This is a genomic window from Bacteroides ovatus (genome assembly GCF_001314995.1).
GTDB lineage: Bacteria > Bacteroidota > Bacteroidia > Bacteroidales > Bacteroidaceae > Bacteroides > Bacteroides ovatus.
In genome coordinates, this window is sequence record NZ_CP012938.1 from 5,167,991 (window position 1) to 5,192,124 (window position 24,134).

General features: G+C 40.9%; 22 protein-coding genes and 2 tRNA genes. 18 read left to right on the plus strand and 6 right to left on the minus strand.

Going from position 1 to position 24,134, the window contains the following annotated elements; genetic code table 11:
- Nucleotides 1–87 precede the first annotated feature (87 nt).
- On the minus strand, nt 88–2,070 hold the full coding sequence (locus Bovatus_RS19445; RefSeq protein ID WP_004297185.1) for a family 20 glycosylhydrolase: 1,983 nt from the start codon (nt 2,068–2,070) through the stop codon (nt 88–90).
- Between the two features lie 138 nt (nt 2,071–2,208).
- Here Bovatus_RS19445 and yaaA point away from each other — a divergent pair, with 138 nt between their 5' ends.
- The 8 genes from yaaA (at nt 2,209) to Bovatus_RS19485 (ending at nt 9,099) form a co-directional block, all read left to right on the plus strand.
- Complete coding sequence (gene yaaA / locus Bovatus_RS19450; RefSeq protein ID WP_004297186.1) at nt 2,209–2,982, plus strand: peroxide stress protein YaaA; 774 nt, start codon at nt 2,209–2,211, stop codon at nt 2,980–2,982.
- 3 nt (nt 2,983–2,985) lie between these two features.
- Nucleotides 2,986–3,531 (plus strand): sugar O-acetyltransferase, encoded by a 546-nt coding sequence (locus Bovatus_RS19455; protein WP_004297187.1) that lies wholly within the window; start codon nt 2,986–2,988, stop codon nt 3,529–3,531.
- Between the two features lie 187 nt (nt 3,532–3,718).
- Nucleotides 3,719–3,793 (plus strand) — tRNA-Val (locus Bovatus_RS19460).
- Nucleotides 3,794–3,828: 35 nt separating this feature from the next.
- Nucleotides 3,829–3,903 (plus strand) — tRNA-Val (locus Bovatus_RS19465).
- A 141-nt stretch (nt 3,904–4,044) separates the two neighbouring features.
- On the plus strand, nt 4,045–5,391 hold the full coding sequence (purB, locus tag Bovatus_RS19470; RefSeq protein WP_004297189.1) for an adenylosuccinate lyase: 1,347 nt from the start codon (nt 4,045–4,047) through the stop codon (nt 5,389–5,391).
- A 74-nt stretch (nt 5,392–5,465) separates the two neighbouring features.
- Nucleotides 5,466–6,959, plus strand: a complete 1,494-nt coding sequence (locus tag Bovatus_RS19475; protein WP_004323572.1) for a pseudouridine synthase — start codon at nt 5,466–5,468, stop codon at nt 6,957–6,959.
- 105 nt (nt 6,960–7,064) lie between these two features.
- Complete coding sequence (asnS, locus tag Bovatus_RS19480) at nt 7,065–8,468, plus strand: asparagine--tRNA ligase (protein WP_004297192.1); 1,404 nt, start codon at nt 7,065–7,067, stop codon at nt 8,466–8,468.
- A gap of 139 nt (nt 8,469–8,607) precedes the next feature.
- Nucleotides 8,608–9,099 (plus strand): DUF4488 domain-containing protein, encoded by a 492-nt coding sequence (locus Bovatus_RS19485; protein WP_004297193.1) that lies wholly within the window; start codon nt 8,608–8,610, stop codon nt 9,097–9,099.
- Between the two features lie 295 nt (nt 9,100–9,394).
- Here Bovatus_RS19485 and Bovatus_RS19490 read toward each other — a convergent pair whose 3' ends face one another.
- Nucleotides 9,395–11,830, minus strand: coding sequence for a leucine-rich repeat domain-containing protein (locus tag Bovatus_RS19490; RefSeq protein ID WP_004297194.1), 2,436 nt, complete (start codon nt 11,828–11,830; stop codon nt 9,395–9,397).
- A gap of 795 nt (nt 11,831–12,625) precedes the next feature.
- Between Bovatus_RS19490 and Bovatus_RS19495 the strand changes: the two genes are divergently transcribed.
- Nucleotides 12,626–13,006, plus strand: coding sequence for a transposase (locus Bovatus_RS19495; RefSeq protein ID WP_004323573.1), 381 nt, complete (start codon nt 12,626–12,628; stop codon nt 13,004–13,006).
- Between the two features lie 35 nt (nt 13,007–13,041).
- Nucleotides 13,042–13,962 (plus strand): IS3 family transposase, encoded by a 921-nt coding sequence (locus Bovatus_RS19500; RefSeq protein ID WP_004297198.1) that lies wholly within the window; start codon nt 13,042–13,044, stop codon nt 13,960–13,962.
- On the opposite strand, the gene Bovatus_RS19505 is transcribed toward Bovatus_RS19500, so the two are convergent.
- A complete protein-coding gene (locus tag Bovatus_RS19505; protein WP_004307071.1) occupies nt 13,944–14,951 on the minus strand; it encodes an IS110 family RNA-guided transposase in 1,008 nt (335 codons plus the stop codon). The two genes, Bovatus_RS19500 and Bovatus_RS19505, sit on opposite strands and share 19 nt — an antisense overlap.
- Before the next feature lie 479 nt (nt 14,952–15,430).
- Here Bovatus_RS19505 and Bovatus_RS19510 point away from each other — a divergent pair, with 479 nt between their 5' ends.
- Nucleotides 15,431–16,351 (plus strand): IS3 family transposase, encoded by a 921-nt coding sequence (locus Bovatus_RS19510; RefSeq protein ID WP_004297198.1) that lies wholly within the window; start codon nt 15,431–15,433, stop codon nt 16,349–16,351.
- Here the strand turns inward: Bovatus_RS19510 and Bovatus_RS19515 are convergent.
- A complete protein-coding gene (locus Bovatus_RS19515; protein WP_004307071.1) occupies nt 16,333–17,340 on the minus strand; it encodes an IS110 family RNA-guided transposase in 1,008 nt (335 codons plus the stop codon). The two genes, Bovatus_RS19510 and Bovatus_RS19515, sit on opposite strands and share 19 nt — an antisense overlap.
- 546 nt (nt 17,341–17,886) lie before the next feature.
- Here Bovatus_RS19515 and Bovatus_RS25545 point away from each other — a divergent pair.
- The 5 genes from Bovatus_RS25545 (at nt 17,887) to tsf (ending at nt 21,607) form a co-directional block, all read left to right on the plus strand.
- Nucleotides 17,887–18,033, plus strand: coding sequence for a hypothetical protein (locus Bovatus_RS25545; protein WP_004297200.1), 147 nt, complete (start codon nt 17,887–17,889; stop codon nt 18,031–18,033).
- A 646-nt stretch (nt 18,034–18,679) separates the two neighbouring features.
- Nucleotides 18,680–19,141 (plus strand): 50S ribosomal protein L13, encoded by a 462-nt coding sequence (gene rplM / locus Bovatus_RS19520; RefSeq protein WP_004297202.1) that lies wholly within the window; start codon nt 18,680–18,682, stop codon nt 19,139–19,141.
- A 6-nt stretch (nt 19,142–19,147) separates the two neighbouring features.
- Nucleotides 19,148–19,534 (plus strand): 30S ribosomal protein S9, encoded by a 387-nt coding sequence (rpsI, locus tag Bovatus_RS19525; RefSeq protein WP_004297203.1) that lies wholly within the window; start codon nt 19,148–19,150, stop codon nt 19,532–19,534.
- 121 nt (nt 19,535–19,655) lie between these two features.
- Nucleotides 19,656–20,492 (plus strand): 30S ribosomal protein S2, encoded by an 837-nt coding sequence (rpsB, locus tag Bovatus_RS19530; RefSeq protein WP_004297204.1) that lies wholly within the window; start codon nt 19,656–19,658, stop codon nt 20,490–20,492.
- Between the two features lie 122 nt (nt 20,493–20,614).
- Entirely contained in the window at nt 20,615–21,607 is a 993-nt protein-coding gene (gene tsf, locus Bovatus_RS19535) for a translation elongation factor Ts (protein WP_004297205.1), read from the plus strand.
- Between the two features lie 199 nt (nt 21,608–21,806).
- On the opposite strand, the gene Bovatus_RS19540 is transcribed toward tsf, so the two are convergent.
- Both Bovatus_RS19540 and Bovatus_RS19545 read right to left on the minus strand, forming a co-directional pair.
- On the minus strand, nt 21,807–22,316 hold the full coding sequence (locus Bovatus_RS19540; protein ID WP_004297206.1) for a TlpA family protein disulfide reductase: 510 nt from the start codon (nt 22,314–22,316) through the stop codon (nt 21,807–21,809).
- A gap of 36 nt (nt 22,317–22,352) precedes the next feature.
- Entirely contained in the window at nt 22,353–22,703 is a 351-nt protein-coding gene (locus tag Bovatus_RS19545) for a translation initiation factor (protein WP_004323576.1), read from the minus strand.
- Between the two features lie 165 nt (nt 22,704–22,868).
- Here Bovatus_RS19545 and Bovatus_RS19550 point away from each other — a divergent pair, with 165 nt between their 5' ends.
- On the plus strand, nt 22,869–23,519 hold the full coding sequence (locus Bovatus_RS19550) for a redox-sensing transcriptional repressor Rex (protein WP_004297208.1): 651 nt from the start codon (nt 22,869–22,871) through the stop codon (nt 23,517–23,519).
- Nucleotides 23,519–24,133 carry a fumarylacetoacetate hydrolase family protein gene (locus tag Bovatus_RS19555; RefSeq protein WP_004297209.1) on the plus strand — a complete coding sequence of 205 codons (615 nt, stop codon included), beginning with the start codon at nt 23,519–23,521 and terminating at the stop codon, nt 24,131–24,133. The genes Bovatus_RS19550 and Bovatus_RS19555 overlap by 1 nt, the downstream gene beginning before the upstream one ends.
- Nucleotide 24,134: the final 1 nt, after the last annotated feature.

Below are 24,134 nucleotides of genomic sequence, written 5' to 3' on the forward strand. Positions count from 1 at the left end.
TTATCAAAATAAAAAGAACTCCCTCTTTGGAATGCCAAAGGGGGAGTTTTTTGTTTAAGTTGTCTTGTTGCGAATAGATGTTTTCTGTTATTTGCTTACACGATAATTGTGTACTTTCAGATTCTCTATCCGGCTATTGAAGTTTCCGGCTTTCTCGAGCGGGAAAAACAATGTGCGTATATAACTCATAGAATCTTTTCCTGCATTGAAATAACATTTCTGTATGTTCATTTCTTCAACAACCTTTCCGTTTACTCTGAGTGTGGTACTACGATGATCGCCTTCAATCTGAATGGTCGCTTTCTCTCCCGGATTCACTTTATATGGGAACGTATTCAAATAACCATCGCGTGCAAAACCCATCATCCCTCGAATTGGATCTGCTAGATAGAATACGGCATTGGGTGAACGGAACAATTCTGTTCCGCTTTTCTCTGGTGCTCCGGTAATGTCGAAGCTGACTGTATAATTATAGCCGATTTCCGGGTAAGTGGAAGTGCTGCCGGGAGCAACGGTAGAACGCTCATATACCAATGCCGGACTCTTGCCGATTCTTCCCAATTGATTGACTCCGGGGGCTTCACTGATAGCACTACGCTTTTCATTATACACTTCGAATGGCAGACTGGTTTCTTTCCCTGTCCATGTCTTCACTGCTAGAGTTTGTAACGCAGGGAATACACGGTGATGAATGTCTTTCACGGAAATTCCATTACCTGCATGGTCGTTCCAGATGGCAAACATGCCACCGAGAATAGCAGGGTGCTTTTCTTCGAATACGGCTTTCCCGATATGTGCCGGTGTCCATTCTTTATATAAAAATACCTCGTTAAGATAATCCTGATAGTAACCGGCTAATGGAACAATGTAAACCATTGCATCCGGAATGCTGATTAGCTGGTAGCCGTCTTTTATCATGGTTGCTGGGTCGGCATATCCGTTATACCAGGCATTCATAATGATATTTTCTGATTTGACAGGGGTGTCTCCTTTAGCATGAGTGAGAGCGCCCCATATCACGGCTTGTTTGCCAAAGCCTTCTACCAGCCGGATATAATGGTCGGTGAAAGCCCGGAATTTTTCTACTACCTCTTTCTTGGCATTCGAGTATTCGTCGGTACCGATATGCACACGCTTGCCCACGAATACAGGGTCGTCACCTTTCAGGTATTCTTTGAACAGATTGTCTGCAAATTGATAGGTTTCCGGTTTGAATAAGTCAAGATGATCCATTCCGTACTCCTTGCTCCCAATTTCCGGTTTGTAATGAGTGAATGCTAATGAATGTGCCGGAATATCAATTTCCGGTATAATCTCTACAAAGTTGGTTGCAGCTTGTTTCTGAAAATCAATAAATTCTTTTTTAGAATAAGAACCGTCGCGGGCTGTGAGTCCCGGATAAGTTTCGGACTCCAGACGGAAAGCAGCATAAGTCTTGTCCCAGTTGTTATCAAAATATTGCTTGAATCCATTATCATTCAGATGGACTTGCAGGGTATTCATCTTGTAATAAGCCATTATTTTTACCAGATCCTGAAGATAGCTCATCGGAATGAATTTACGACCGCAGTCTATCATGAATCCCCGGATGGAGTAGTCGGGATAGTCGCGGATTATTCCTTTAGGAAATGAGTGCTCCTGGCTTTGTTCTGCTATTTGCAAGAGGGTACGTGTGCTCCAGTAAAGCCCTGTCAGGGTGGGGGCAGAAGTCGTGATCCGATCGGTAATCTTGATTTCATAACCCTCTTCTCCCAGCTTTTTGTCAGCTGACAGTGATAGGATGAAGTCTCCGGGTGTGGCTTTGCCTTGAGTTACGCTTAATGTTTTTCCGAACATTTGCTGATAATCGTCGGCAAACATTTGGGCTATTCTCAGCAATTCTGGATTTGCAGAGGTGCATACTATCTTTGCATTTGTTCCCGGAGTGAAATTACCATCTTTTCCTGTCCATTGTTTGAGTTCGGGGACAACAAAAGGTTTAGAGTTTACGCTGGCATAGGATAAACTGCCATACAAACAGAAGATTGTCAATAAGCATAACACTTTCAGGGGGATTAGTGTGTATGTCATAATGGGGGTGTTTTTGTTATTAATAAATGATTAAAGTTAATTATTGGCTGAATTTAGGGATAATCTGTCTATTAGCCAGCAAGAGAAGCGATTTATTTTTTATTTTTGTTTTTCGAAAAGATAAAATCAGATTTAACAATGTTAGTACTTCTATCTTGTGCCAAGACTATGAGTGAAACTTCAAAGGTGAAAGTTCCTTTGAAAACGGTTCCACGATTTCAAAAAGAAGCTTCCGGGATTGCTTTGCAGATGTCACAGTTTTCGGTGGACGAACTGGAACGCCTGTTGCGTGTGAATGCTAAAATAGCTGTGGAAAATTACAAGCGTTATCAGGCTTTTCATGCGGAGGGTACACCGGAACTGCCTGCTTTATTGGCTTATACCGGAATTGTGTTCAAACGGTTGAATGCAAAAGATTTCTCGAAAGTAGAATTTGAATATGCGCAGGAACACTTGCGGCTGACTTCTTTTTGTTATGGACTGTTGAGGCCTTTGGACGTTATTCGTTCCTATCGGTTGGAAGGAGATGTAGTGCTGCCTGAACTGGGTAATCAGACGATGTTTTCTTATTGGCAGTCCCGTTTGACGGATGTGTTCATTGAAGACATCAAGAAAGCCGGCGGCATACTTTGCAATTTGGCCAGTGACGAGATGAAAAGCTTGTTTGATTGGAAGCGGGTGGAAAAAGAGGTGCATGTCATCACTCCCGAATTTCAAGTATGGAAGAATGGAAAATTGGCTTCGATAGTGATATATATCAAAATGTCCCGTGGTGAAATGACACGGTTCATTCTGAAGAATCGAATTGAAAATCCGGAGGATCTGAAAAGCTTCTCTTGGGAAGGGTTTGAATTTAACGAATCTCTTTCGAACGAAAAGAAGTTTGTATTTACTAACGGCAAAGAAATATAAGGTATGACGGAAGTTGAGAAGATGCGTAGTAGCCAGTTGGCTGATATGTCTGCACCGGAGTTGCAGGTACGTTTTGAACATGCCAAAAAACTATTGGCACGTATGCGGGGAATGAGTACGTACGATGAGGGTTATAGAGAATTATTGGATAAGTTGGTACCGGGGATTCCTGAAACTTCCATTATATGCCCGCCTTTCCATTGCGATCACGGAGACGGAATCAAGTTGGGTGAACATGTGTTTGTTAATGCCAATTGCACTTTCCTGGATGGAGGATATATCACAATTGGTACTCATACACTGGTCGGTCCTTGTGTGCAGATTTATACGCCTCATCATCCGATGGATTATCAGGAAAGAAGAGGCTCTAAGGAATATGCTTATCCGGTGACGATTGGCGAAGACTGCTGGATTGGTGGCGGCGCTATTATCTGTCCCGGTGTGACGATTGGTAATCGTTGTGTGATAGGAGCGGGGAGTGTTGTGACGAAAGATATTCCCGACGACAGTGTTGCAGTCGGGAATCCGGCACGGGTGATTCGTAAATAAGTTGCTTTATCTGGTAGACAGACTGGACGAAGTGAAAGTTGTGAGAAAAAAAACTTTTTTGTATTATTTGTTGATAATCAGAGCTTTTCTTTATTGCGCAAAAACTTTCTTGAAAAATAATACATGAAATGTTTGCAGAATTCAAAAAATGCCGTACCTTTGCATCGCTTTTGAAACGGAAGTGTACGGGCGTTTAGCTCAGCTGGTTCAGAGCATCTGCCTTACAAGCAGAGGGTCGGCGGTTCGAATCCGTCAACGCCCACACAAAAAAACGAAACACTTCCGGCTCATTAACAAGGGCGTTTAGCTCAGCTGGTTCAGAGCATCTGCCTTACAAGCAGAGGGTCGGCGGTTCGAATCCGTCAACGCCCACTATAAAACAGAGTCTTACGAAGAAATTCGTGAGGCTTTTTTTATTTCTTACCGCTTTTATACAAACTTTCTCTATCCTTTTGCTCTATAACTCAGGAAAAAGAGTTAATTTTGCAGTCTGATAATTATCTAAGAAAACGTATGGAACTTGATGTATTAACGGCCATATCTCCGATTGATGGTCGATATAGAGGCAAAACTAAAGCTTTGGCAGCTTATTTCTCTGAATTTGCACTGATTAAATACCGTGTACAGGTAGAGGTGGAATACTTTATCACCTTGTGCGAACTCCCTTTGCCGCAATTAAAAGGAATCGATAGCAATGTGTACGAAACTTTACGGAATATCTACCGTAACTTCTCTGAAGCAGACGCACAGCGCATTAAAGATATCGAAAGTGTAACTAACCACGACGTGAAAGCTGTAGAATACTTCCTGAAAGAAGAATTTGACAAGATGGGCGGAATGGATGACTACAAAGAGTTTATCCACTTCGGATTGACTTCTCAGGATATTAACAATACGTCTGTTCCTCTTTCTATCAAAGAAGCATTGGATCAGGTTTATTACCCGTTGATTGAAGAGCTGATTGCACAGTTGAAAACCTATGCGACAGAATGGGCTAACATTCCGATGCTTGCCAAAACTCACGGTCAGCCGGCTTCTCCTACCCGTCTGGGTAAAGAAGTGATGGTATTTGTTTACCGTCTCGAACGTCAGTTGGCTATGTTGAAAGCATGCCCGCTTACCGCTAAGTTTGGCGGTGCTACCGGAAACTACAATGCGCATCACGTGGCTTATCCTCAATATGACTGGAAACAATTCGGCAATCGGTTTGTTGCAGAAAAACTGGGACTGGAACGCGAAGAATATACAACGCAGATTTCGAACTATGATAACCTCTCTGCTGTTTTTGATAGTATGAAGCGTATCAATACGATTATGGTCGATATGAATCGTGACTTCTGGCAGTACATCTCTATGGAGTACTTCAAGCAGAAGATCAAAGCCGGAGAAGTGGGTTCGAGTGCCATGCCGCATAAAGTGAATCCGATTGACTTTGAAAATGCGGAAGGTAACCTGGGTATAGCAACGTCTATCCTGGAACATTTGGCTGTGAAACTTCCTGTTTCCCGTTTGCAGCGCGACTTGACAGACTCGACAGTGCTGCGTAATGTAGGTGTGCCTTTCGGTCATATCGTGATTGCTATCCAGAGTTCTTTGAAAGGATTGCGCAAACTGTTATTGAACGAACCGGCTATTTATCGTGATTTGGATAATTGTTGGAGTGTAGTGGCAGAAGCTATTCAGACCATCCTGCGCCGTGAGGCTTATCCGCATCCGTATGAAGCTTTGAAAGCGTTAACCCGCACCAACCAAGCTATTACAGAAAGTTCTATTAAAGAGTTTATCGAAGAATTGAATGTAAGCGAAGATATTAAAAAAGAGTTAAGAGCAATCACTCCCCATACATATACGGGGCTTTAATTGTTTACTTATATAATAAACGTGTTTTTTAAATAGGCCGTGAGGCCAAAGTCTAATTTTATTCGAATAAAAAAATGAGCACAGAAAACGAAGAATGGCGCGAAAATTCTTTCAATGAAGAGAATACAGGTGCCGGCCGTGATGGTAACAGGTCTTACAACAGAGAAGGTGGAGAACGTCCGTATCGCCCTTCTTACAACCGTGAAGGCGGGGATCGTCCGTATCGCCCGCGATTTAATGCCAACAATGAAGGAGGCGAACGCCCGCAGCGTTCGTACGGTGACCGCTCTTATGGCGACCGTCCCCAACGTCCTTCTTACAATCGTGAAGGTGGAGATCGTCCGTATCGTCCTCGCTTCAATAACAATAATGAAGGAGGTGAACGTCCTCAACGTCCTTACAACCGCGAAGGTGGTTCTTATGATCGTCCTCAACGTCCTTCTTACAATCGTGAAGGTGGTTCTTATGACCGTCCTCAACGTCCCCGTTTCAATAGCGGCGAAGGTGGTGAGCGTCCGTCTTATGGCGACCGTCCTCAACGTCCTTCCTACAACCGTGAAGGTGGCGACCGTCCTTACCGTCCCCGCTTTAATAACGGCGAAGGAGGCGACCGTCCTCAACGTCCTTCTTACAACCGTGAAGGTGGTGACCGTCCGTATCGTCCCCGTTTCAATAACGGCGAAGGTGGCGGCTATCGCAGCAACAACGGCGGTGGAGGTTATCGTCCGAGATATAATAACGATCGTCAAGGAGGATATCGTCCTCGTCCGCGTACCGGCGATTATGATCCGAACGCTAAGTATAGCGTAAAGAAACAGATCGAGTACAAGGAACAGTTCGTTGATCCGAATGAACCGATTCGTCTGAATAAGTTCCTGGCTAACGCAGGTGTTTGCTCCCGTCGTGAGGCTGATGAATTTATCACAGCAGGTGTGGTTTCTGTAAACGGTGAAGTGGTAACGGAATTGGGTACGAAGATCAAACGTTCGGATGTGGTTAAGTTCCACGACGAACCGGTAAGCATCGAACGCAAGGTATACGTATTGCTGAATAAACCGAAAGATACCGTTACTACATCGGACGATCCGCAGGAACGCCGTACAGTAATGGATTTGGTGAAAGGCGCTTGCAACGAACGTATTTATCCGGTAGGACGTCTGGACCGTAACACGACTGGTGTACTGTTACTGACGAATGACGGTGATCTGGCTTCCAAGCTGACACACCCGAAATTCCTGAAGAAGAAAATTTATCATGTTCATCTGGACAAGAACCTGACTAAAGCAGATATGGAGCAGATTGCAGCTGGTATCCAGTTGGAAGATGGCGAAATCCATGCAGATGCGATCAGCTATACAGATGATTTCAAGAAAGACCAGGTAGGTATCGAAATTCACTCCGGTAAGAACCGTATCGTTCGCCGTATTTTCGAATCACTGGGTTATAAAGTAGTAAAACTCGACCGTGTGTTCTTCGCCGGACTGACCAAAAAAGGTCTGCGTCGCGGAGACTGGCGTTACCTGTCGGAAGCAGAAGTAAACTATCTCCGCATGGGTTCGTTTGAATAATAAGTCAATAAATAACAACTTGACAGAGGACGGGGAAAGAAAGCAGGAAAGAATTCATCCTGCATTTGAAACCTCGTCTTCTTGTATCTAAAAAGAAAAAGTTAAATGGAAAAGATTGGTAGAACAAAAATTGTTGATCTGTTGAAGCGCACGGATATTGGCGCTATGGTCAATGTGAAAGGATGGGTTCGCACCCGTAGAGGTAGCAAACAAGTAAACTTTATCGCACTGAATGACGGTTCTACAATAAATAATTTGCAGATCGTAGTAGATTTGGCTAATTTCGATGAAGAGATGCTGAAACTGATTACTACCGGCGCTTGTATCAGCGTGAACGGAGAAATGGTAGAATCAGTGGGTTCCGGACAGAAAGTGGAAGTACAGGCTCGTGAAATCGAAGTGCTGGGTACTTGTGATAATACATATCCATTACAGAAGAAAGGCCATTCTATGGAATTCTTGCGCGAGATTGCTCACTTGCGTCCGCGTACCAATACATTCGGTGCAGTGTTCCGCATCCGTCACAACATGGCGATTGCTATTCACAAGTTCTTCCATGAAAAAGGCTTCTTCTATTTCCATACGCCGATCATTACGGCTTCCGATTGTGAAGGTGCCGGACAGATGTTCCAGGTGACTACCATGAACCTGTATGACTTGAAGAAAGACGAGAGAGGTTCTATCTCTTATGAAGATGATTTCTTCGGTAAGCAGGCAAGTCTGACTGTTTCCGGTCAGCTGGAAGGTGAACTGGCAGCTACTGCTTTGGGAGCTATCTACACATTCGGTCCTACGTTCCGTGCCGAAAACTCCAACACTCCCCGCCACTTGGCAGAGTTCTGGATGATTGAGCCGGAAGTTGCTTTCAACGACATTACAGACAACATGGACTTGGCAGAAGAGTTCATCAAATATTGTGTGAAATGGGCGTTGGATAACTGTGCGGATGATGTGAAGTTCCTGAACGATATGTTCGACAAAGGCTTGATTGAGCGTCTGCAAGGTGTATTGAAAGACGATTTCGTACGTTTGCCTTATACAGACGGTATCAAGATTCTTGAAGAAGCTGTTGCGAAAGGACATAAGTTCGAATTCCCGGTTTACTGGGGCGTGGACCTGGCTTCCGAACACGAACGTTTCTTAGTGGAAGAACACTTCAAACGTCCGGTGATTCTGACTGATTATCCGAAGGAAATCAAGGCCTTCTATATGAAGCAGAACGAAGACGGTAAGACAGTGCGTGCCATGGACGTTCTTTTCCCGAAAATCGGTGAAATTATCGGTGGTTCCGAACGTGAAGCCGACTATAACAAGCTGATGACCCGTATTGAAGAAATGCACATCCCGATGAAAGATATGTGGTGGTATTTGGATACCCGTAAGTTCGGTACTTGTCCTCACTCCGGTTTCGGATTAGGATTCGAACGTCTGTTATTGTTTGTAACAGGTATGGCGAATATCCGTGACGTGATACCGTTCCCGCGTACACCAAGAAATGCTGATTTCTAATATTTCGGTATATTTATGTAAAACTCGCATGATCTTCAGGTTATGCGAGTTTTTTTATGCTCTGAATTGCTGTATTTCCAAAATAAATCTTTATATTTGGAAATACGCATTCGAGAGTATTAACTAAAATAATACAACAATGAAAAAGCTCTATTTCTTTACCATGCTTTCAATAATGTTGTTAGCGGTAACAGGTGCGATGGCCCAGAAGAAAACCAAATTCAAAGCGGCCGATTTGAAAGGTATTTGGCAGCTCTGCCATTATGTGTCGGAATCTCCCGATGTTCCGGGAGCGTTGAAACCCAGTAATACATTTAAAGTATTGAGTGATGACGGGCGGATTGTGAACTTTACCATTATCCCTGGTGCGGATGCGATTATTACGGGGTATGGTACGTACAAACAACTCACGGACGATTCTTATAAGGAAAGTATCGAGAAGAACATTCATCTCCCGATGCTGGATAATCAGGATAATATTTTGGAATTTGAGATTAAAGATAATGATTATCTCCATCTGAAATATTTTATCAAGAGTGATTTGAATGGAAATGAGTTGAACACCTGGTATTATGAAACCTGGAAGAGGGTGGAGATGCCGGCTAAATTTCCGGAAGATATTGTGAGATAAGTGAATTTGCCATTGTATTAAAGTTACGCACATCTTCTTCAAAAAGAAGATGTGCGTAACTTTTTTTGGCTCGTTATACGAAAATAGATAGAAAAATAGGTAGTCTTAAAGAGGATATACCAAAATGATTTAAAGATGTAGCAGAAACAGACTTATAGTCTGCTTTGTATGACATAGCAATTAAAATCTGTGCCAATATTATTGGAATTATTTTAATCTTATGCTTTCCTTGTCTAAGTCACTGCTTCACTGATGTTTAGAAATCCTTTTAAAGTGGACTGGGTTAATCGTTTTGTTATAAGGGGAAGATTATATCTTTATAAGCGCCTTCCCAAGCTTTTTTATATGAGTCAACGGAACTGGCCGGTACATAGAGTTTCTTTAGTGTGAATGGAGCTGGTGAAGAAGGAGAAGGAGGTGATGTTGGTAAACATTTCACAGTCAGTTGGTCGTTACTGAATGCCCATTGTCCAATTTCCATCACGCTTTGGGGAATTGTAACGGAGGTCAATGCACGACAATCACCAAATGCCATTGCTCCTATTCGCGTCACTCCTTCCTGTATGGTAACGGAAGTCAAAGCTTTACAACTGTAGAATGCAAAACCCCCTATTTCTGTTACGTTTCTCGGAATCGTGATGGAAATCAAAGCAGTACAATTTTCGAATGTCTGTCCTTCTATCTTTGTTACATTTTCTGGAATAGTAATAGAGGACAAGGCATGGCACTTCTGAAATGCGCGTTTCCCGATCCGGGTTACACTATTTGGAATCGTGATAGAGTTCAAGTTATGACAGTAATAAAAAGCTCCTTCACCTATCGTTGTCACTCCTTTCGGAATTGTGATGGAGGCCAAAGCTGAACACTCATAAAATGGGCTTAGCGGGTAGTCGTCACTCCCAAAATCTCTAAAACCAGTCATTTGTCCATCATAATAGATTCTGACTGTATGCAAACCGCTAGTCTTGAACCAGTGTGATATCTCGAATTTCTCCAGACCTGTTCCTTCTCCGTAATCCACACCTATGATCTTGAATTTTGAATCGCCTAAAAATGCGTCGGCTGATGTGCAAATTCTTGTTAATTCTTTAGCTACAACTTGGTATTGCATTTGGATAAAATTGTTGCTGGGTGTGGTGAACGTGCAGAAGTTGTCCGACAAAGTAATTCCGTCGTCGTCTTTGAGATAAGTCCAATATTTATAACTGCTCTTCGGTTTTAATGTCGGTACGGCTATGTTCAGTGTCCCCGAAGCGACCATCTTGTCATATTCCTTATAATCAGATATTGTTGTGTTGTTTTCAGTAAATGCGATGTAATCGGCTTCATTTGTTTCGGTATTCATCAGATAGATTCCGGTTTCGTAATCCTTGTTGGTTATTTTTTCAACAGGTGCTCTGAAATAAGCTTTAACACAGTCGATAAAATCATTCAAATGGTCAGACCATGATTTTGGTTTTACTCCCCAACAATAAATGCGGTCGTTTCTAGTTCCATAACCCGAAAAACTATAGCCTAGTAGACTGCCTTTCGGATAATCATATACGTAAGATTTGTATCTTGATGCTCTGTAATCTGCCTCTCCATTAAACGCATCCCGTGCACTAGCTCCTAGATAAAACTTGGGTAGAAACCTTTTCAGACACTCATAGGGACCTGTTATGTCGCATAATTGATTTGCGCCAAAAAATACCGGTACATTTTTATCCATAGTTGCTTCGAAAAAACCTGAGTGTGTTGAGTGGCACATGCATGTCCAAATAATGGTGTTACCTAGATCAGGCAATAAATTGTCAAAAACCGCTTTGCTTAAACCAATGCCTTCTTTTTTTGCACCAATATACTCCCCATCGTATGTATACTGTATCACTCCAAACGATGCTTGTCTCTTCGATAGGAAATCCTGAAATGCATTACTAGAAATAGGAACTGATAAAAGGCCGTTCTCTGCGGATAAGCCATTGGGGCCATTAGTTGCCTTGGTTCCATGAGTCCGGATTAACACTAAATCGTAATTACCAAAACTTCGAATAACTTCTGGAGTGGCTTCAGTTTTTATAGTACATGTTATTCCGAATTTCTTTTCACACGAGTGTAATAATTCAGAAAAAAGATGAATCTTTTTGCCATCGTAATCTGGCCAAGGATCCCAATAGAGGATGTTTTTGCGTTTTAGGATTACATCGGAACTTCCGACGCTATTGCTGGTTATTGATCGTGAGAGATTATCGGAAGCCTTATCGGGTGAAACAGGAGCGGAAGAGTTTTCTTCTGTAACTATCGAATCCCCCCAGGCGATACGTAGAGAGTCTAGTTCGGCTTGTAATTGCGCTGGGTCAATAGAATAATCAGCTGGTGCGGCTACAGACAAGCCATACATGTCATAGAACCACTCGTAACCGCCTTGAGTGTAGACATAAAGGATGCTGTCGATGACTTGTGTCGAGTCCACGCCTGGAATCGCTTCTGCATAGCGGATCAGGGCATCATACTCTTTCTCTTCGTAGGTCTTAACATAGGTACTCAAATCAGTACAAACATTCTCGTAAAGTTCATAATTTAGTTTGTCTGGTGCTGGGTCGGGTTGGGCTGTCTCTTTGTGGCAAGCAGTTGTCAACAGGGATAGTAATAATACTTTTCCAAGGAGATGTAATAGTCTATTTTTCATGTGCTTATAGTTTGTTTGTTGTAAATAGTTTGATTTATTTTTTTTATTATAAACCGCTACCATACAAAGGTAATTTATTTTTTTATATTATAATACTTTCTTTGGGTATTTGGGGGGAATTTCTTCCATGTAGTATGTTTTTTCTGCTTTTTGGCAAATTTTTACTTGATAATCCATAGACTAACGCACATCTATATTGACCGAATATTCTTTTTGAAATATTCTCATATCTTTAATTTGTCAGCTAAATTCATCTCTGTATTTTAATGGGGTAATTTAATTGGCTTGACAGCTGATTAGGAGAGTTACTTACTCAACTGCGTACCAGAAATAAGCCAAAGATGCTATCACTAACAATAACCCGTCAATATGCAGTTTTTATTTCTTCCACTTACTTATATTATTTCTTCAATTGCCTAACGAGTTTTCGTTTGACTTAAGTTAAACGAACGCTTGACTATAGTTAAACTATCGTTCGACAGTTGTCAAACGAAAACTCATTAGGTAATGAAATACATATTAATAGGGAAGTGATTACTTAAAAGTAGCTAATAAGATCATTAGCTGGAGTTGGTTCATAACGGTACGGAAATGAGCAAAATAATGCGATTTTCTCTCTACTATAAAGTTGAAAAAGCGTGTCGGTATCTGCAACTGCAACAAAATGGCTTTAACCTGTTAATAAATAGCCGGTTACATCGTTGCAGATCCTGTGGCAGATGGTGGCAGATACCCTTTATCTGCCACACTGTGTAAACAACAAATATTGGGGGGCAGGACATTTAATTTAGTCCGATATATGAAAGGGCAGTTTGTAGTGTACTGAATAAGTTGACACTTCTCAAATTCGAAATTCACATGGAAGAATTAAAAAAGAAGTACACTCCTTACACAGAATCTGAACGAATGTCTTATATTCGTGAGTATTTATCGACTTCCGAAACGAAGTCTCAGTTTGCCAAGCGTACGGGTATTTGCCGTCGTTTGCTGATTCTTTGGCTTGATAAGTATCATATAAATGATAAAGTTATGAGTACAGAACAACCCTCTTTAAGAAAAGACTCTGATGAGTCTCTCAATGAACTGGAGAAAGAACTCGCTGCATTGCGTGCCGAAAACCGCAAACTTCAGCGTGCCCTTCAGGAGGAAAGTCTTCGTCATGAAGCTTGTGAGGAATTGATTAATCTTGCGGAGTCAACCTATCACATCAAGGTTCGAAAAAACTCCGATGCCAAGTAATCGACACCTTGTCACAGGGGAACTGTGCCCGTCATATGCGCGGCAGTCTGCAGTTCCTCTGTGATTACTTCGGCATAACCAGACAAGGTTATTATAAGCATGTCAACAGAAAAATGGAAATAGACATCCTCACATCAAGCATTGTGTTGTATTGTAATGAGTTACGTAAACTTATGCCCAAGGCTGGTATGCGTGAACTCTATGCATGCTGCCTTCGCAAGTTTGGTGTCAGGATGGTCATTGGACGTGATCAATGCTATAATATTTTTCGTGCCAATGGCCTTTGTCAACGTGTCAGACGTGTGAGGCCAAAGACTACAAATTCTAATCATAATTATTACATTTATCCAGACCTGCTGAATGTCACGCCTAAATTTGTAACTGACACATTCGGTTCAATGGTTGTAGCGGATATAACCTATGTTGCCACGTGCCAGGGATGGGCTTACCTGTCCCTTCTTACCGATGCGGGCAGTCGGGCCATAGTCGGATATGCCCTGTGCAAAACACTCGAAGCGGAAGGTCCTTTAAAGGCACTTAGGATGGCTATGGACTTTTATAACAGATACAATGTTGATTTGAATAATCTGATACACCATTCTGACCGGGGAGTGCAATACTGCTCAAACCTGTATGTAGGTATGCTCAAGAAACATCATATTAATATCAGTATGACTCAGTGTGGGGATCCGCTACATAATGCTCTGGCTGAACGGATGAATAACACGATCAAGAATGGGTGGCTTTTTGACTGTACAGATGACAGCTTTGAACAATTGGATAAACGTATAGCCGATGCCATATATGCATACAATTATGTTAGACCGCATCAAGGCATACAAATGAGAACTCCGATGGAATATATTCGTAAATGCAGTGGAAAGGTAGCTGAAGTCCCGCTCGTCGGGACGGGTGCTCCCGCCCCTATTCTTATGGATTACGCAAGCGAATTTTGATAATTTCTCGAAAAAAAAGCATCCGTCCTAATTACAGCGAACATAATCGTAACTAATTTCGCTCTAACTGCATTCAGAACCGACATCTTATTTTTTCCCTCTTCGACCTTTCTGTCATAATATTTCTTCAATGGACTATTTTTCACTTGTGAAACAGATAGTGCCGCCATATGTAGCAAATGCTTGATGCTCTTGTCAGCCCTATTAGATACTCTATTTTTAGAACGTTGGCTACTTCCTGACACATAGACGAACGGAACAACTCCTGCATGACAGCAAAACTTCCTGGGATCAGTAAAAGAAGTGAAAGCATCTGTTTCCATGATCATCTTCAGTGCAACACGTTCCCCAACTCCATCCACAGACATGAGTAAATCCATTTGATGAGCAATGACAGGTGCCTGATTTATAAGTTCTTTTATTTCAAGGTCTATTTGTGCTATGTAATCCGTAAATGTATTGATAATCCCTTCAACTCTATTGCATTTAGCAATATATATTGAGTGTTCCATATAGTCTACCTGATCTTTTAGCTGGGATTGATATTTAGCCCTATCTGCAACAAGCATACTGCGTTCTGTTGATAAGTTTTTGAGTTTTTGTATTATAAGCTCTGATGCGGTATACGGTTGTAGGCAATCATTATATCTTTCTGCATACATTGCTATTCGGCAGGCATCTATTTTATCATTTTTGCCACGAGGTATTCCATGACAATATTTTATTTTAGCTGCATCTTCCAAACATAAGTAGACTCCTATACTTTTTGTTGCACAGACCAAAGGATAGGTATATTGCCCTGTATGTTCCGCACAGACAACCAAACTGTCCTCAGAGAGGAAAAATTTCTCAAACGTTCTTGTTAACCAAGATTTAATAGAGGATAGATCATTAGGAATAACATCATAAAGGATGTCCTTACCGTTACTCCTTAAACATAAATCCAATTTTTTCTTACTCACATCAACTCCTAAATAAAAAACTTTCATACTTTTGTTTTTGAACATTAAACAAAAAAGAAAGGACCTGAACTTGACCTAATAACCTTAAACAGGTTTACTGAAATTCTTATATGGGTTTGAGTTCAAGGAAGGAGCAAAAGGACCGAATAGGGACTTAGACTTGACTTCTATTGCCGCTGATGGTTTTCCTTTTGCTTTCCTTTCAATATCAATTCAAAGATAAATATTTTGATGCTGCAAATCTAAGGTTGCCGCTAGGGCGATCCCCGAGCGAAGAGTTTTTGTTGTTTAATGAAAGTTTACAGCCCGAAGTCTTGCACTTATAAGAGAAGATACATAATTTTGCAACATATCTAAAATGACAACTTATACAGGAATTACAAAGGGACAAGTAAACTTATTTAGGTTTTAAAAAATATTGAGTAAACTAACTTAGGTATAACAAGCGAAGTTGTCAACTAAATCCAGTACAGTACACCTTGTCACAGGGGAACTGTGCCCGTCATATGCGCGGCAGTCTGCAGTTCCTCTGTGATTACTTCGGCATAACCAGACAAGGTTATTATAAGCATGTCAACAGAAAAATGGAAATAGACATCCTCACATCAAGCATTGTGTTGTATTGTAATGAGTTACGTAAACTTATGCCCAAGGCTGGTATGCGTGAACTCTATGCATGCTGCCTTCGCAAGTTTGGTGTCAGGATGGTCATTGGACGTGATCAATGCTATAATATTTTTCGTGCCAATGGCCTTTGTCAACGTGTCAGACGTGTGAGGCCAAAGACTACAAATTCTAATCATAATTATTACATTTATCCAGACCTGCTGAATGTCACGCCTAAATTTGTAACTGACACATTCGGTTCAATGGTTGTAGCGGATATAACCTATGTTGCCACGTGCCAGGGATGGGCTTACCTGTCCCTTCTTACCGATGCGGGCAGTCGGGCCATAGTCGGATATGCCCTGTGCAAAACACTCGAAGCGGAAGGTCCTTTAAAGGCACTTAGGATGGCTATGGACTTTTATAACAGATACAATGTTGATTTGAATAATCTGATACACCATTCTGACCGGGGAGTGCAATACTGCTCAAACCTGTATGTAGGTATGCTCAAGAAACATCATATTAATATCAGTATGACTCAGTGTGGGGATCCGCTACATAATGCTCTGGCTGAACGGATGAATAACACGATCAAGAATGGGTGGCTTTTTGACTGTACAGATGACAGCTTTGAACAATTGGATAAACGTATAGCCGATGCCATATATGCATACAATTATGTTAGACCGCATCAAGGCATACAAATGAGAACTCCGATGGAATATATTCGTAAATGCAGTGGAAAGGTAGCTGAAGTCCCGCTCGTCGGGACGGGTGCTCCCGCCCCTATTCTTATGGATTACGCAAGCGAATTTTGATAATTTCTCGAAAAAAAAGCATCCGTCCTAATTACAGCGAACATAATCGTAACTAATTTCGCTCTAACTGCATTCAGAACCGACATCTTATTTTTTCCCTCTTCGACCTTTCTGTCATAATATTTCTTCAATGGACTATTTTTCACTTGTGAAACAGATAGTGCCGCCATATGTAGCAAATGCTTGATGCTCTTGTCAGCCCTATTAGATACTCTATTTTTAGAACGTTGGCTACTTCCTGACACATAGACGAACGGAACAACTCCTGCATGACAGCAAAACTTCCTGGGATCAGTAAAAGAAGTGAAAGCATCTGTTTCCATGATCATCTTCAGTGCAACACGTTCCCCAACTCCATCCACAGACATGAGTAAATCCATTTGATGAGCAATGACAGGTGCCTGATTTATAAGTTCTTTTATTTCAAGGTCTATTTGTGCTATGTAATCCGTAAATGTATTGATAATCCCTTCAACTCTATTGCATTTAGCAATATATATTGAGTGTTCCATATAGTCTACCTGATCTTTTAGCTGGGATTGATATTTAGCCCTATCTGCAACAAGCATACTGCGTTCTGTTGATAAGTTTTTGAGTTTTTGTATTATAAGCTCTGATGCGGTATACGGTTGTAGGCAATCATTATATCTTTCTGCATACATTGCTATTCGGCAGGCATCTATTTTATCATTTTTGCCACGAGGTATTCCATGACAATATTTTATTTTAGCTGCATCTTCCAAACATAAGTAGACTCCTATACTTTTTGTTGCACAGACCAAAGGATAGGTATATTGCCCTGTATGTTCCGCACAGACAACCAAACTGTCCTCAGAGAGGAAAAATTTCTCAAACGTTCTTGTTAACCAAGATTTAATAGAGGATAGATCATTAGGAATAACATCATAAAGGATGTCCTTACCGTTACTCCTTAAACATAAATCCAATTTTTTCTTACTCACATCAACTCCTAAATAAAAAACTTTCATACTTTTGTTTTTGAACATTAAACAAAAAAGAAAGGACCTGAACTTGACCTAATAACCTTAAACAGGTTTACTGAAATTCTTATATGGGTTTGAGTTCAAGGAAGGAGCAAAAGGACCGAATAGGGACTTAGACTTGACTTCTATTGCCGCTGATGGTTTTCCTTTTGCTTTCCTTTCAATATCAATTCAAAGATAAATATTTTGATGCTGCAAATCTAAGGTTGCCGCTAGGGCGATCCCCGAGCGAAGAGTTTTTGTTGTTTAATGAAAGTTTACAGCCCGAAGTCTTGCACTTATAAGAGAAGATACATAATTTTGCAACATATCTAAAATGACAACTTATACAGGAATTACAAAGGGACAAGTAAACTTATTTAGGTTTTAAAAAATATTGAGTAAACTAACTTAGGTATAACAAGCGAAGTTGTCAACTAAATCCAGTACAGTACAGTTCCTTACGTTAGGACTCCGGTTTCCAGGCAGGAAACTGTAGTTTCCGCATGTAGAAACCAGAGTTTCCGCGTATGGAAACTGTAGTTTCCACGTATGGAAATTGCCAAACACGCAGTGGCTTCTTTCTCTAAAAGGATAGCTTTCACACCCCTAACCGGATGTGTGGCAGATACCTCTTATCTGCCACCATCTGCCACAGGTATCTGCAACGCTGTAACCGACTATCTATTAACAGGTTAAAGCCATTTTGTTGCAGTTGCAGATACTTACACGCTTTTTCAACTTTATAGTAGAGAGAAAATCATGCCATTTTACCTCTGCATACGTGGGCTATAGAAACATCACCGCTCCCAATAGATTATTAAGCTGTCAAATACAGGTTGTCGTCCTATAAAACGTGCATTCTTATGCCTTTAAATGGGTAATCTCACCTAATACTACACTAAAATAGACAAAGTATAGGCATGATAGATAGCTGTTTTTTGCAATAAAAGTATGATAGATACCTTTTTTAAAAGCTATCTATCATGCTTATTCTTCTGATAATGAGAAATTTATTAAAATGAATGATACTTATGATAGATGTTTTTTCACTATGTAGTATTTAATTCAAAACCGTGAGTTTTGAAATGAATTGAATTAGCATAGCCGCCTTGATTATATAACATTCTTTGCTTCCTGTTTTTTCTTGTTTCTCAACCGGATAAATCCAAAAAAAAGAAGAAATAGTTTGCCAATTCAAAGAAAAGCCGTACTTTTGCAAGCCGATTATTATCACAAAATGATAAGAGATTAATTCATAGCAAGTTAGTATTCCTTTGTCCGGGGAAGACTAATGAGTGGTGAAGAAAATTTTTAGTAGTAACATTTAAAAAACAAAATTAGAGTGGATACTTTAAGTTACAAGACCATTTCTGCAAACAAAGCGACTGTAACCAAAGAATGGGTTATCGTTGACGCTACAGACCAGACTTTAGGTCGTCTGGGAGCAAAAGTTGCAAAATTGCTGAGAGGAAAGTACAAACCAAACTTTACTCCTCACGTAGACTGCGGTGATAACGTTATTATCATCAATGCAGACAAAGTAAAACTGACTGGTAACAAATGGAATGACAGAGTATATTTGTCATATACTGGTTATCCTGGTGGCCAGAGAGAAATGACTCCTGCCCGTTTGATTACAAAACCGAACGGTGAAGAGAGATTACTGAAAAAAGTAGTGAAGGGCATGCTTCCTAAGAACATTCTGGGAGCTAAATTGCTGAACAACTTGTATGTTTACGCTGGTAGCGAACACAAACAGGCTGCACAGAACCCGAAAATGATTGATATTAATTCATATAAATAAGATATAATGGAAGTAGTAAATGCATTAGGCAGACGTAAACGTGCTATTGCACGCATATTCGTAAGCGAAGGTACAGGAAAGATTACTATTAACAAGAGAGACCTTGCAGAGTACTTTCCATCAACTATTCTTCAGTATGTTGTAAAACAACCATTGAACAAGCTGGGTGCTGCTGAGAAGTATGACATCAAGGTGAATTTGTGTGGTGGTGGTTTCACTGGTCAGTCTCAGGCATTGCGTTTGGCAATCGCTCGTGCACTGGTTAAGATGAACGCTGAAGATAAAGCTGCTCTTCGTGCAGAAGGCTTCATGACTCGTGACCCTCGTTCTGTTGAACGTAAGAAACCGGGACAGCCGAAAGCTCGTAGAAGATTCCAGTTCAGCAAGCGTTAATGTGCTGCCTGATAGAGGAATATGTTTAGTATCTAAACTACTGGGACTCTGCTCATAGACTACCCAGCGGTTGGTTTAGAAAAAACAAAAAAGAAAGTAAACGATTTAAAGAAAAAACAAGATGTCAAGAACAAATTTTGATACATTATTGGAGGCTGGTTGCCACTTCGGACACCTTAAGAGAAAGTGGAACCCTGCAATGGCTCCTTATATTTTCATGGAACGCAATGGTATTCATATCATTGACCTCCACAAAACAGTTGCAAAAGTAGACGAAGCTGCTGAAGCTTTGAAACAGATTGCCAAATCTGGCAAGAAAGTTCTTTTTGTTGCTACTAAAAAACAAGCTAAACAAGTTGTAGCTGAGAAAGCTCAATCTGTTAATATGCCTTATGTAATCGAACGCTGGCCGGGTGGTATGTTGACTAACTTCCCGACTATCCGTAAGGCTGTGAAGAAAATGGCTACTATCGATAAATTGACTAACGATGGTACTTACTCTAACCTTTCTAAGAGAGAAGTTCTTCAGATTTCTCGTCAACGTGCAAAATTAGACAAGACTTTGGGATCTATCGCTGACCTGACTCGTCTGCCGTCTGCATTGTTCGTTATCGACGTAATGAAAGAAAACATCGCAGTTCGCGAAGCTAACCGTCTGGGTATCCCTGTATTTGGTATCGTTGATACTAACTCTGATCCTTCAAACGTAGATTTCGTAATTCCTGCTAACGATGACGCTACTAAATCAGTAGAAGTTATCTTGGATGCTTGCTGCGCTGCAATGATCGAAGGTTTGGAAGAAAGAAAAGCTGAAAAGATCGATATGGAAGCTGCTGGTGAAGCTCCTGCTAACAAAGGCAAGAAGAAATCAGTGAAAGCTAGACTCGACAAGTCTGACGAAGAAGCTATTAACGCAGCTAAAGCTGCTGCTTTCATCAAGGAAGACGAAGAGGCTTAATATATAAAATGTGCCAATTTGCTAATGTGCAAGAGTATATTTATACGCTTGTATCTTGATTGGCAGATTGGCACATTTTTTTGTTTCGAAAATTATTATTCATTTAAATAAAGGAAATTATTATGGCTGTAAGTATGGCTGATATTACCAAGCTGCGCAAAATGACCGGAGCTGGTATGATGGATTGCAAAAACGCGTTGACTGAAGCTGAAGGCGATTTCGACAAGGCAATGGAAATTATCCGTAAGAAAGGACAAGCTGTTGCTGCTAAGCGTTCAGAACGTGAAGCTTCTGAAGGTTGCGTTTTGGCTAAAACTACCGGTGACCGTGCTGTTATCGTTGCTTTGAAGTGTGAAACTGACTTTGTGGCTCAGAATGCTGATTTCGTGAAACTGACTCAGGATATTCTTGATCTTGCTGTGGCTAATAAATGCGCTACTTTGGACGAAGTAAAAGCATTGCCGATGGGTAACGGTACTGTACAGGATGCAGTGACTGACCGTAGCGGTATCACAGGTGAGAAAATGGAACTGGATGGTTACATGACTGTAGAAGGTGTATGCACTGCTGTTTACAATCACATGAACAGAAATGGTCTTTGCACGATTGTTGCTTTCAACAAGGAAGTGAACGAGCAGTTGGCTAAGCAAATAGCTATGCAGATTGCTGCCATGAACCCGATTGCTATTGATGAAGATGGCGTTTCTGAAGAAGTAAAACAGAAAGAAATTGAAGTTGCTATTGAGAAGACAAAAGCAGAACAGGTACAGAAAGCTGTAGAGGCTGCTCTGAAGAAAGCTAACATCAACCCGGCTCATGTGGACAGCGAAGAACACATGGATAGCAACATGGCTAAAGGATGGATTACTGCTGAAGATGTAGCGAAAGCAAAAGAAATCATTGCTACTGTTTCTGCAGAGAAGGCTGCACATCTGCCTGAACAAATGATTCAGAACATCGCGAAAGGTCGTCTGGGCAAGTTCTTGAAAGAAGTTTGCTTATTGAACCAGGAAGATATCATGGACGGTAAGAAAACTGTAAGAGAAGTGTTGGCTGCTGCTGACCCTGAACTGAAGATTGTTGATTTCAAGCGTTTCACTTTGAAAGCTGAATAATCAATCAGATTCAAATTCTATAATGTGTCCTTAAAAACGGAACACGTTAACTTAATAGAGGTATTCATTAAGACTCTCTATTTGAAGATGTAAAAAAGGCAACTAATTCATAACGAGTTAGTTGCCTTTTCTTTTCATATTTAAGGAATATTCCTAAAGAAACTGCCATGTATAACATGAGGCACATTCTTGGGGAGGATTATTTCAATGCCTTGTCTATTTCCTTCATCAGCTTGTCCATTTCTTCTTTTTTATAACCGACAGTGGCGGATATCACTTTCCCTTCTTTGTCGATTAAGTAACTTCTGGGAATGTATTGACTGGCAAACTTACCTGTGACTTCCCGTTTCGGGTCCGGGTAGAGAGGAAATGTAAACCCTTTGCGCTTGTTGTATTTCGTTAATTGATCGTCGGTATGTTCGCGTCCGATTACTAACATGCAGAAATCTTTGTTGTCCTTATATTTAGGCCAGAGTGTTTTTTGAACTTCAGCCAGTTCGCTTTGGCAAGGACCACACCAAGTAGCGAAAATATTGATTAATACAACTTTCCCTTTCAGGTCCTCGGAGTTTACAGTACCGTTCACTGTTGAATGAAGGGTGAAAGCAGGCATACTATCGCCTACCTTGACGATATCAGCATTGTTGTCTTGTGCAAATGACAACAGTGAGAATAACGTTACTGCACAGAATAATGTTACTTTTCTCATATCTTTAAAATATTTAGTTACAAAATGCTATTTAGTTTAACCTCCTATACCTTTTGTTCTGGCATATCCTTCTTTAATGAGCAGCTCTATGATTTTGGTTTTGAAATCTCCTTGTACCATAATCTCTCCGTCTTTAGCCGATCCGCCTACTCCACATTTGCTTTTCAGTAGCTTACCCAGCTCTTTCAAGTCGTTTTCCGTACCTATAAATCCGGTAATTAATGTGACCACTTTACCGCCCCGATTCTTTTTGTCAATGGAAACTCGCAGGTTTTGTTTGGCTTTGTCTAGGGTGACCTGCTCTTCATCATTATCCATTTCATAGCCGAAGTCTGGATTCGTGGAATACACTACGTTTAATCTATCTTTCCAATCATTATTTTTCATACTCGTCATTTTTAATCCTTTTCAAAAGTATTAAACTTATGGAAAAGAGCAAAATTTGAACCTCTTTTCATTGTTTTGTTTAATCTCTATTAAGGTTTTCTGTTATAGGGTTGTCAGTCTCAAAAAAGATTGTACTTTTGCAAAATACCAAATTTAGTAAGAAGTATGAGCACATCTATACGAAAAGAGGCGGATAAAGTGCCGGAGCCTACCTTGCGCAGACTTCCCTGGTATCTGTCTAATATAAAACTAATGAAAGAAAAAGGAGAACAGTACGTCTCTTCTACACAAATCTCTAAAGAAATAAATATTGACGCTTCTCAAATCGCCAAGGATTTATCCTACGTCAATATCTCCGGGCGCACGAGAGTAGGGTATAACATTGATGCGCTGATTGAAGTGTTGGAGAGTTTTCTTGGATTTACCAATATGCACAAAGCCTTCTTGTTTGGTGTAGGTAGCTTGGGAGCTGCTTTGCTTCGGGATTCGGGTTTGCATCATTTCGGGCTGGAGATTGTGGCAGCTTTTGATGTGAATCCGGAATTGGTGGGAAAAGACTTGAATGGTATTCCTATTTTTCACTCCGATGACTTTGAGGCAAAGATGAAAGAATACGATGTAAATATCGGTGTATTGACCGTACCTATTAATATTGCTCAGGAAATTACAGATAAGATGGTAGACGGAGGCATAAAAGCCGTATGGAACTTTACTCCTTTCCGAATCCGTGTACCCGAGAATATAGTGGTGCAGAATACGTCTCTATATGCTCATTTGGCTGTTATGTTTAACCGATTGAATTTTAACGAGAAATAATGAAGATTATTGCAGTAGGAATGAACTACGCCCAGCATAACAAAGAACTGGGACATACACAAGTAAATACGGAGCCGGTGATTTTTATGAAGCCTGATTCTGCTATTCTGAAGGATGGCAAACCGTTTTTCATTCCCGACTTTTCTAAAGAGATACATTATGAAACGGAGCTGGTGGTTCGTATTAATCGATTGGGGAAAAATATAGCTCCCCGCTTTGCTAACCGTTATTATGATGCAGTGACTGTAGGGATCGACTTTACGGCTCGTGACCTTCAGCGAAAGTTCCGTGAGCAGGGTAATCCCTGGGAGCTTTGCAAAGGTTTTGATTCGTCGGCTGCTATTGGAACTTTTGTTCCGGTGGAGCACTATAAGGATATTCAGAATCTTGACTTTCATTTGTTGATCGACGGTAAGGAAGTGCAGCGCGGTTGTACGGCAGATATGCTTTTCAAGATAGATGATATAATCGCTTATGTAAGCCAGTTTGTAACTTTGAAAATTGGTGACTTGCTCTTTACTGGGACTCCTGTGGGTGTAGGTCCTGTTAGTATCGGACAGCGTTTGCAAGGTTATCTGGAGGGAGAAAAACTGCTGGATTTCTATATTCGTTGAT

Excerpts from the sequence above, each read along its gene's own strand:
- Bovatus_RS19445 (WP_004297185.1), bottom strand. The coding sequence starts at position 2,070 with ATGACATACACACTAATCCCCCTGAAAGTGTTATGCTTATTGACAATC.
- yaaA (WP_004297186.1), top strand. The coding sequence starts at position 2,209 with ATGTTAGTACTTCTATCTTGTGCCAAGACTATGAGTGAAACTTCAAAG.
- Bovatus_RS19455 (WP_004297187.1), top strand. The coding sequence starts at position 2,986 with ATGACGGAAGTTGAGAAGATGCGTAGTAGCCAGTTGGCTGATATGTCT.
- purB (WP_004297189.1), top strand. The coding sequence starts at position 4,045 with ATGGAACTTGATGTATTAACGGCCATATCTCCGATTGATGGTCGATAT.
- Bovatus_RS19475 (WP_004323572.1), top strand. The coding sequence starts at position 5,466 with ATGAGCACAGAAAACGAAGAATGGCGCGAAAATTCTTTCAATGAAGAG.
- asnS (WP_004297192.1), top strand. The coding sequence starts at position 7,065 with ATGGAAAAGATTGGTAGAACAAAAATTGTTGATCTGTTGAAGCGCACG.
- Bovatus_RS19485 (WP_004297193.1), top strand. The coding sequence starts at position 8,608 with ATGAAAAAGCTCTATTTCTTTACCATGCTTTCAATAATGTTGTTAGCG.
- Bovatus_RS19490 (WP_004297194.1), bottom strand. The coding sequence starts at position 11,830 with ATGGTAGCGGTTTATAATAAAAAAAATAAATCAAACTATTTACAACAA.
- Bovatus_RS19495 (WP_004323573.1), top strand. The coding sequence starts at position 12,626 with ATGGAAGAATTAAAAAAGAAGTACACTCCTTACACAGAATCTGAACGA.
- Bovatus_RS19500 (WP_004297198.1), top strand. The coding sequence starts at position 13,042 with ATGCGCGGCAGTCTGCAGTTCCTCTGTGATTACTTCGGCATAACCAGA.
- Bovatus_RS19505 (WP_004307071.1), bottom strand. The coding sequence starts at position 14,951 with ATGAAAGTTTTTTATTTAGGAGTTGATGTGAGTAAGAAAAAATTGGAT.
- Bovatus_RS19510 (WP_004297198.1), top strand. The coding sequence starts at position 15,431 with ATGCGCGGCAGTCTGCAGTTCCTCTGTGATTACTTCGGCATAACCAGA.
- Bovatus_RS19515 (WP_004307071.1), bottom strand. The coding sequence starts at position 17,340 with ATGAAAGTTTTTTATTTAGGAGTTGATGTGAGTAAGAAAAAATTGGAT.
- Bovatus_RS25545 (WP_004297200.1), top strand. The coding sequence starts at position 17,887 with ATGGAAATTGCCAAACACGCAGTGGCTTCTTTCTCTAAAAGGATAGCT.
- rpsI (WP_004297203.1), top strand. The coding sequence starts at position 19,148 with ATGGAAGTAGTAAATGCATTAGGCAGACGTAAACGTGCTATTGCACGC.
- rpsB (WP_004297204.1), top strand. The coding sequence starts at position 19,656 with ATGTCAAGAACAAATTTTGATACATTATTGGAGGCTGGTTGCCACTTC.
- tsf (WP_004297205.1), top strand. The coding sequence starts at position 20,615 with ATGGCTGTAAGTATGGCTGATATTACCAAGCTGCGCAAAATGACCGGA.
- Bovatus_RS19540 (WP_004297206.1), bottom strand. The coding sequence starts at position 22,316 with ATGAGAAAAGTAACATTATTCTGTGCAGTAACGTTATTCTCACTGTTG.
- Bovatus_RS19545 (WP_004323576.1), bottom strand. The coding sequence starts at position 22,703 with ATGAAAAATAATGATTGGAAAGATAGATTAAACGTAGTGTATTCCACG.
- Bovatus_RS19550 (WP_004297208.1), top strand. The coding sequence starts at position 22,869 with ATGAGCACATCTATACGAAAAGAGGCGGATAAAGTGCCGGAGCCTACC.
- Bovatus_RS19555 (WP_004297209.1), top strand. The coding sequence starts at position 23,519 with ATGAAGATTATTGCAGTAGGAATGAACTACGCCCAGCATAACAAAGAA.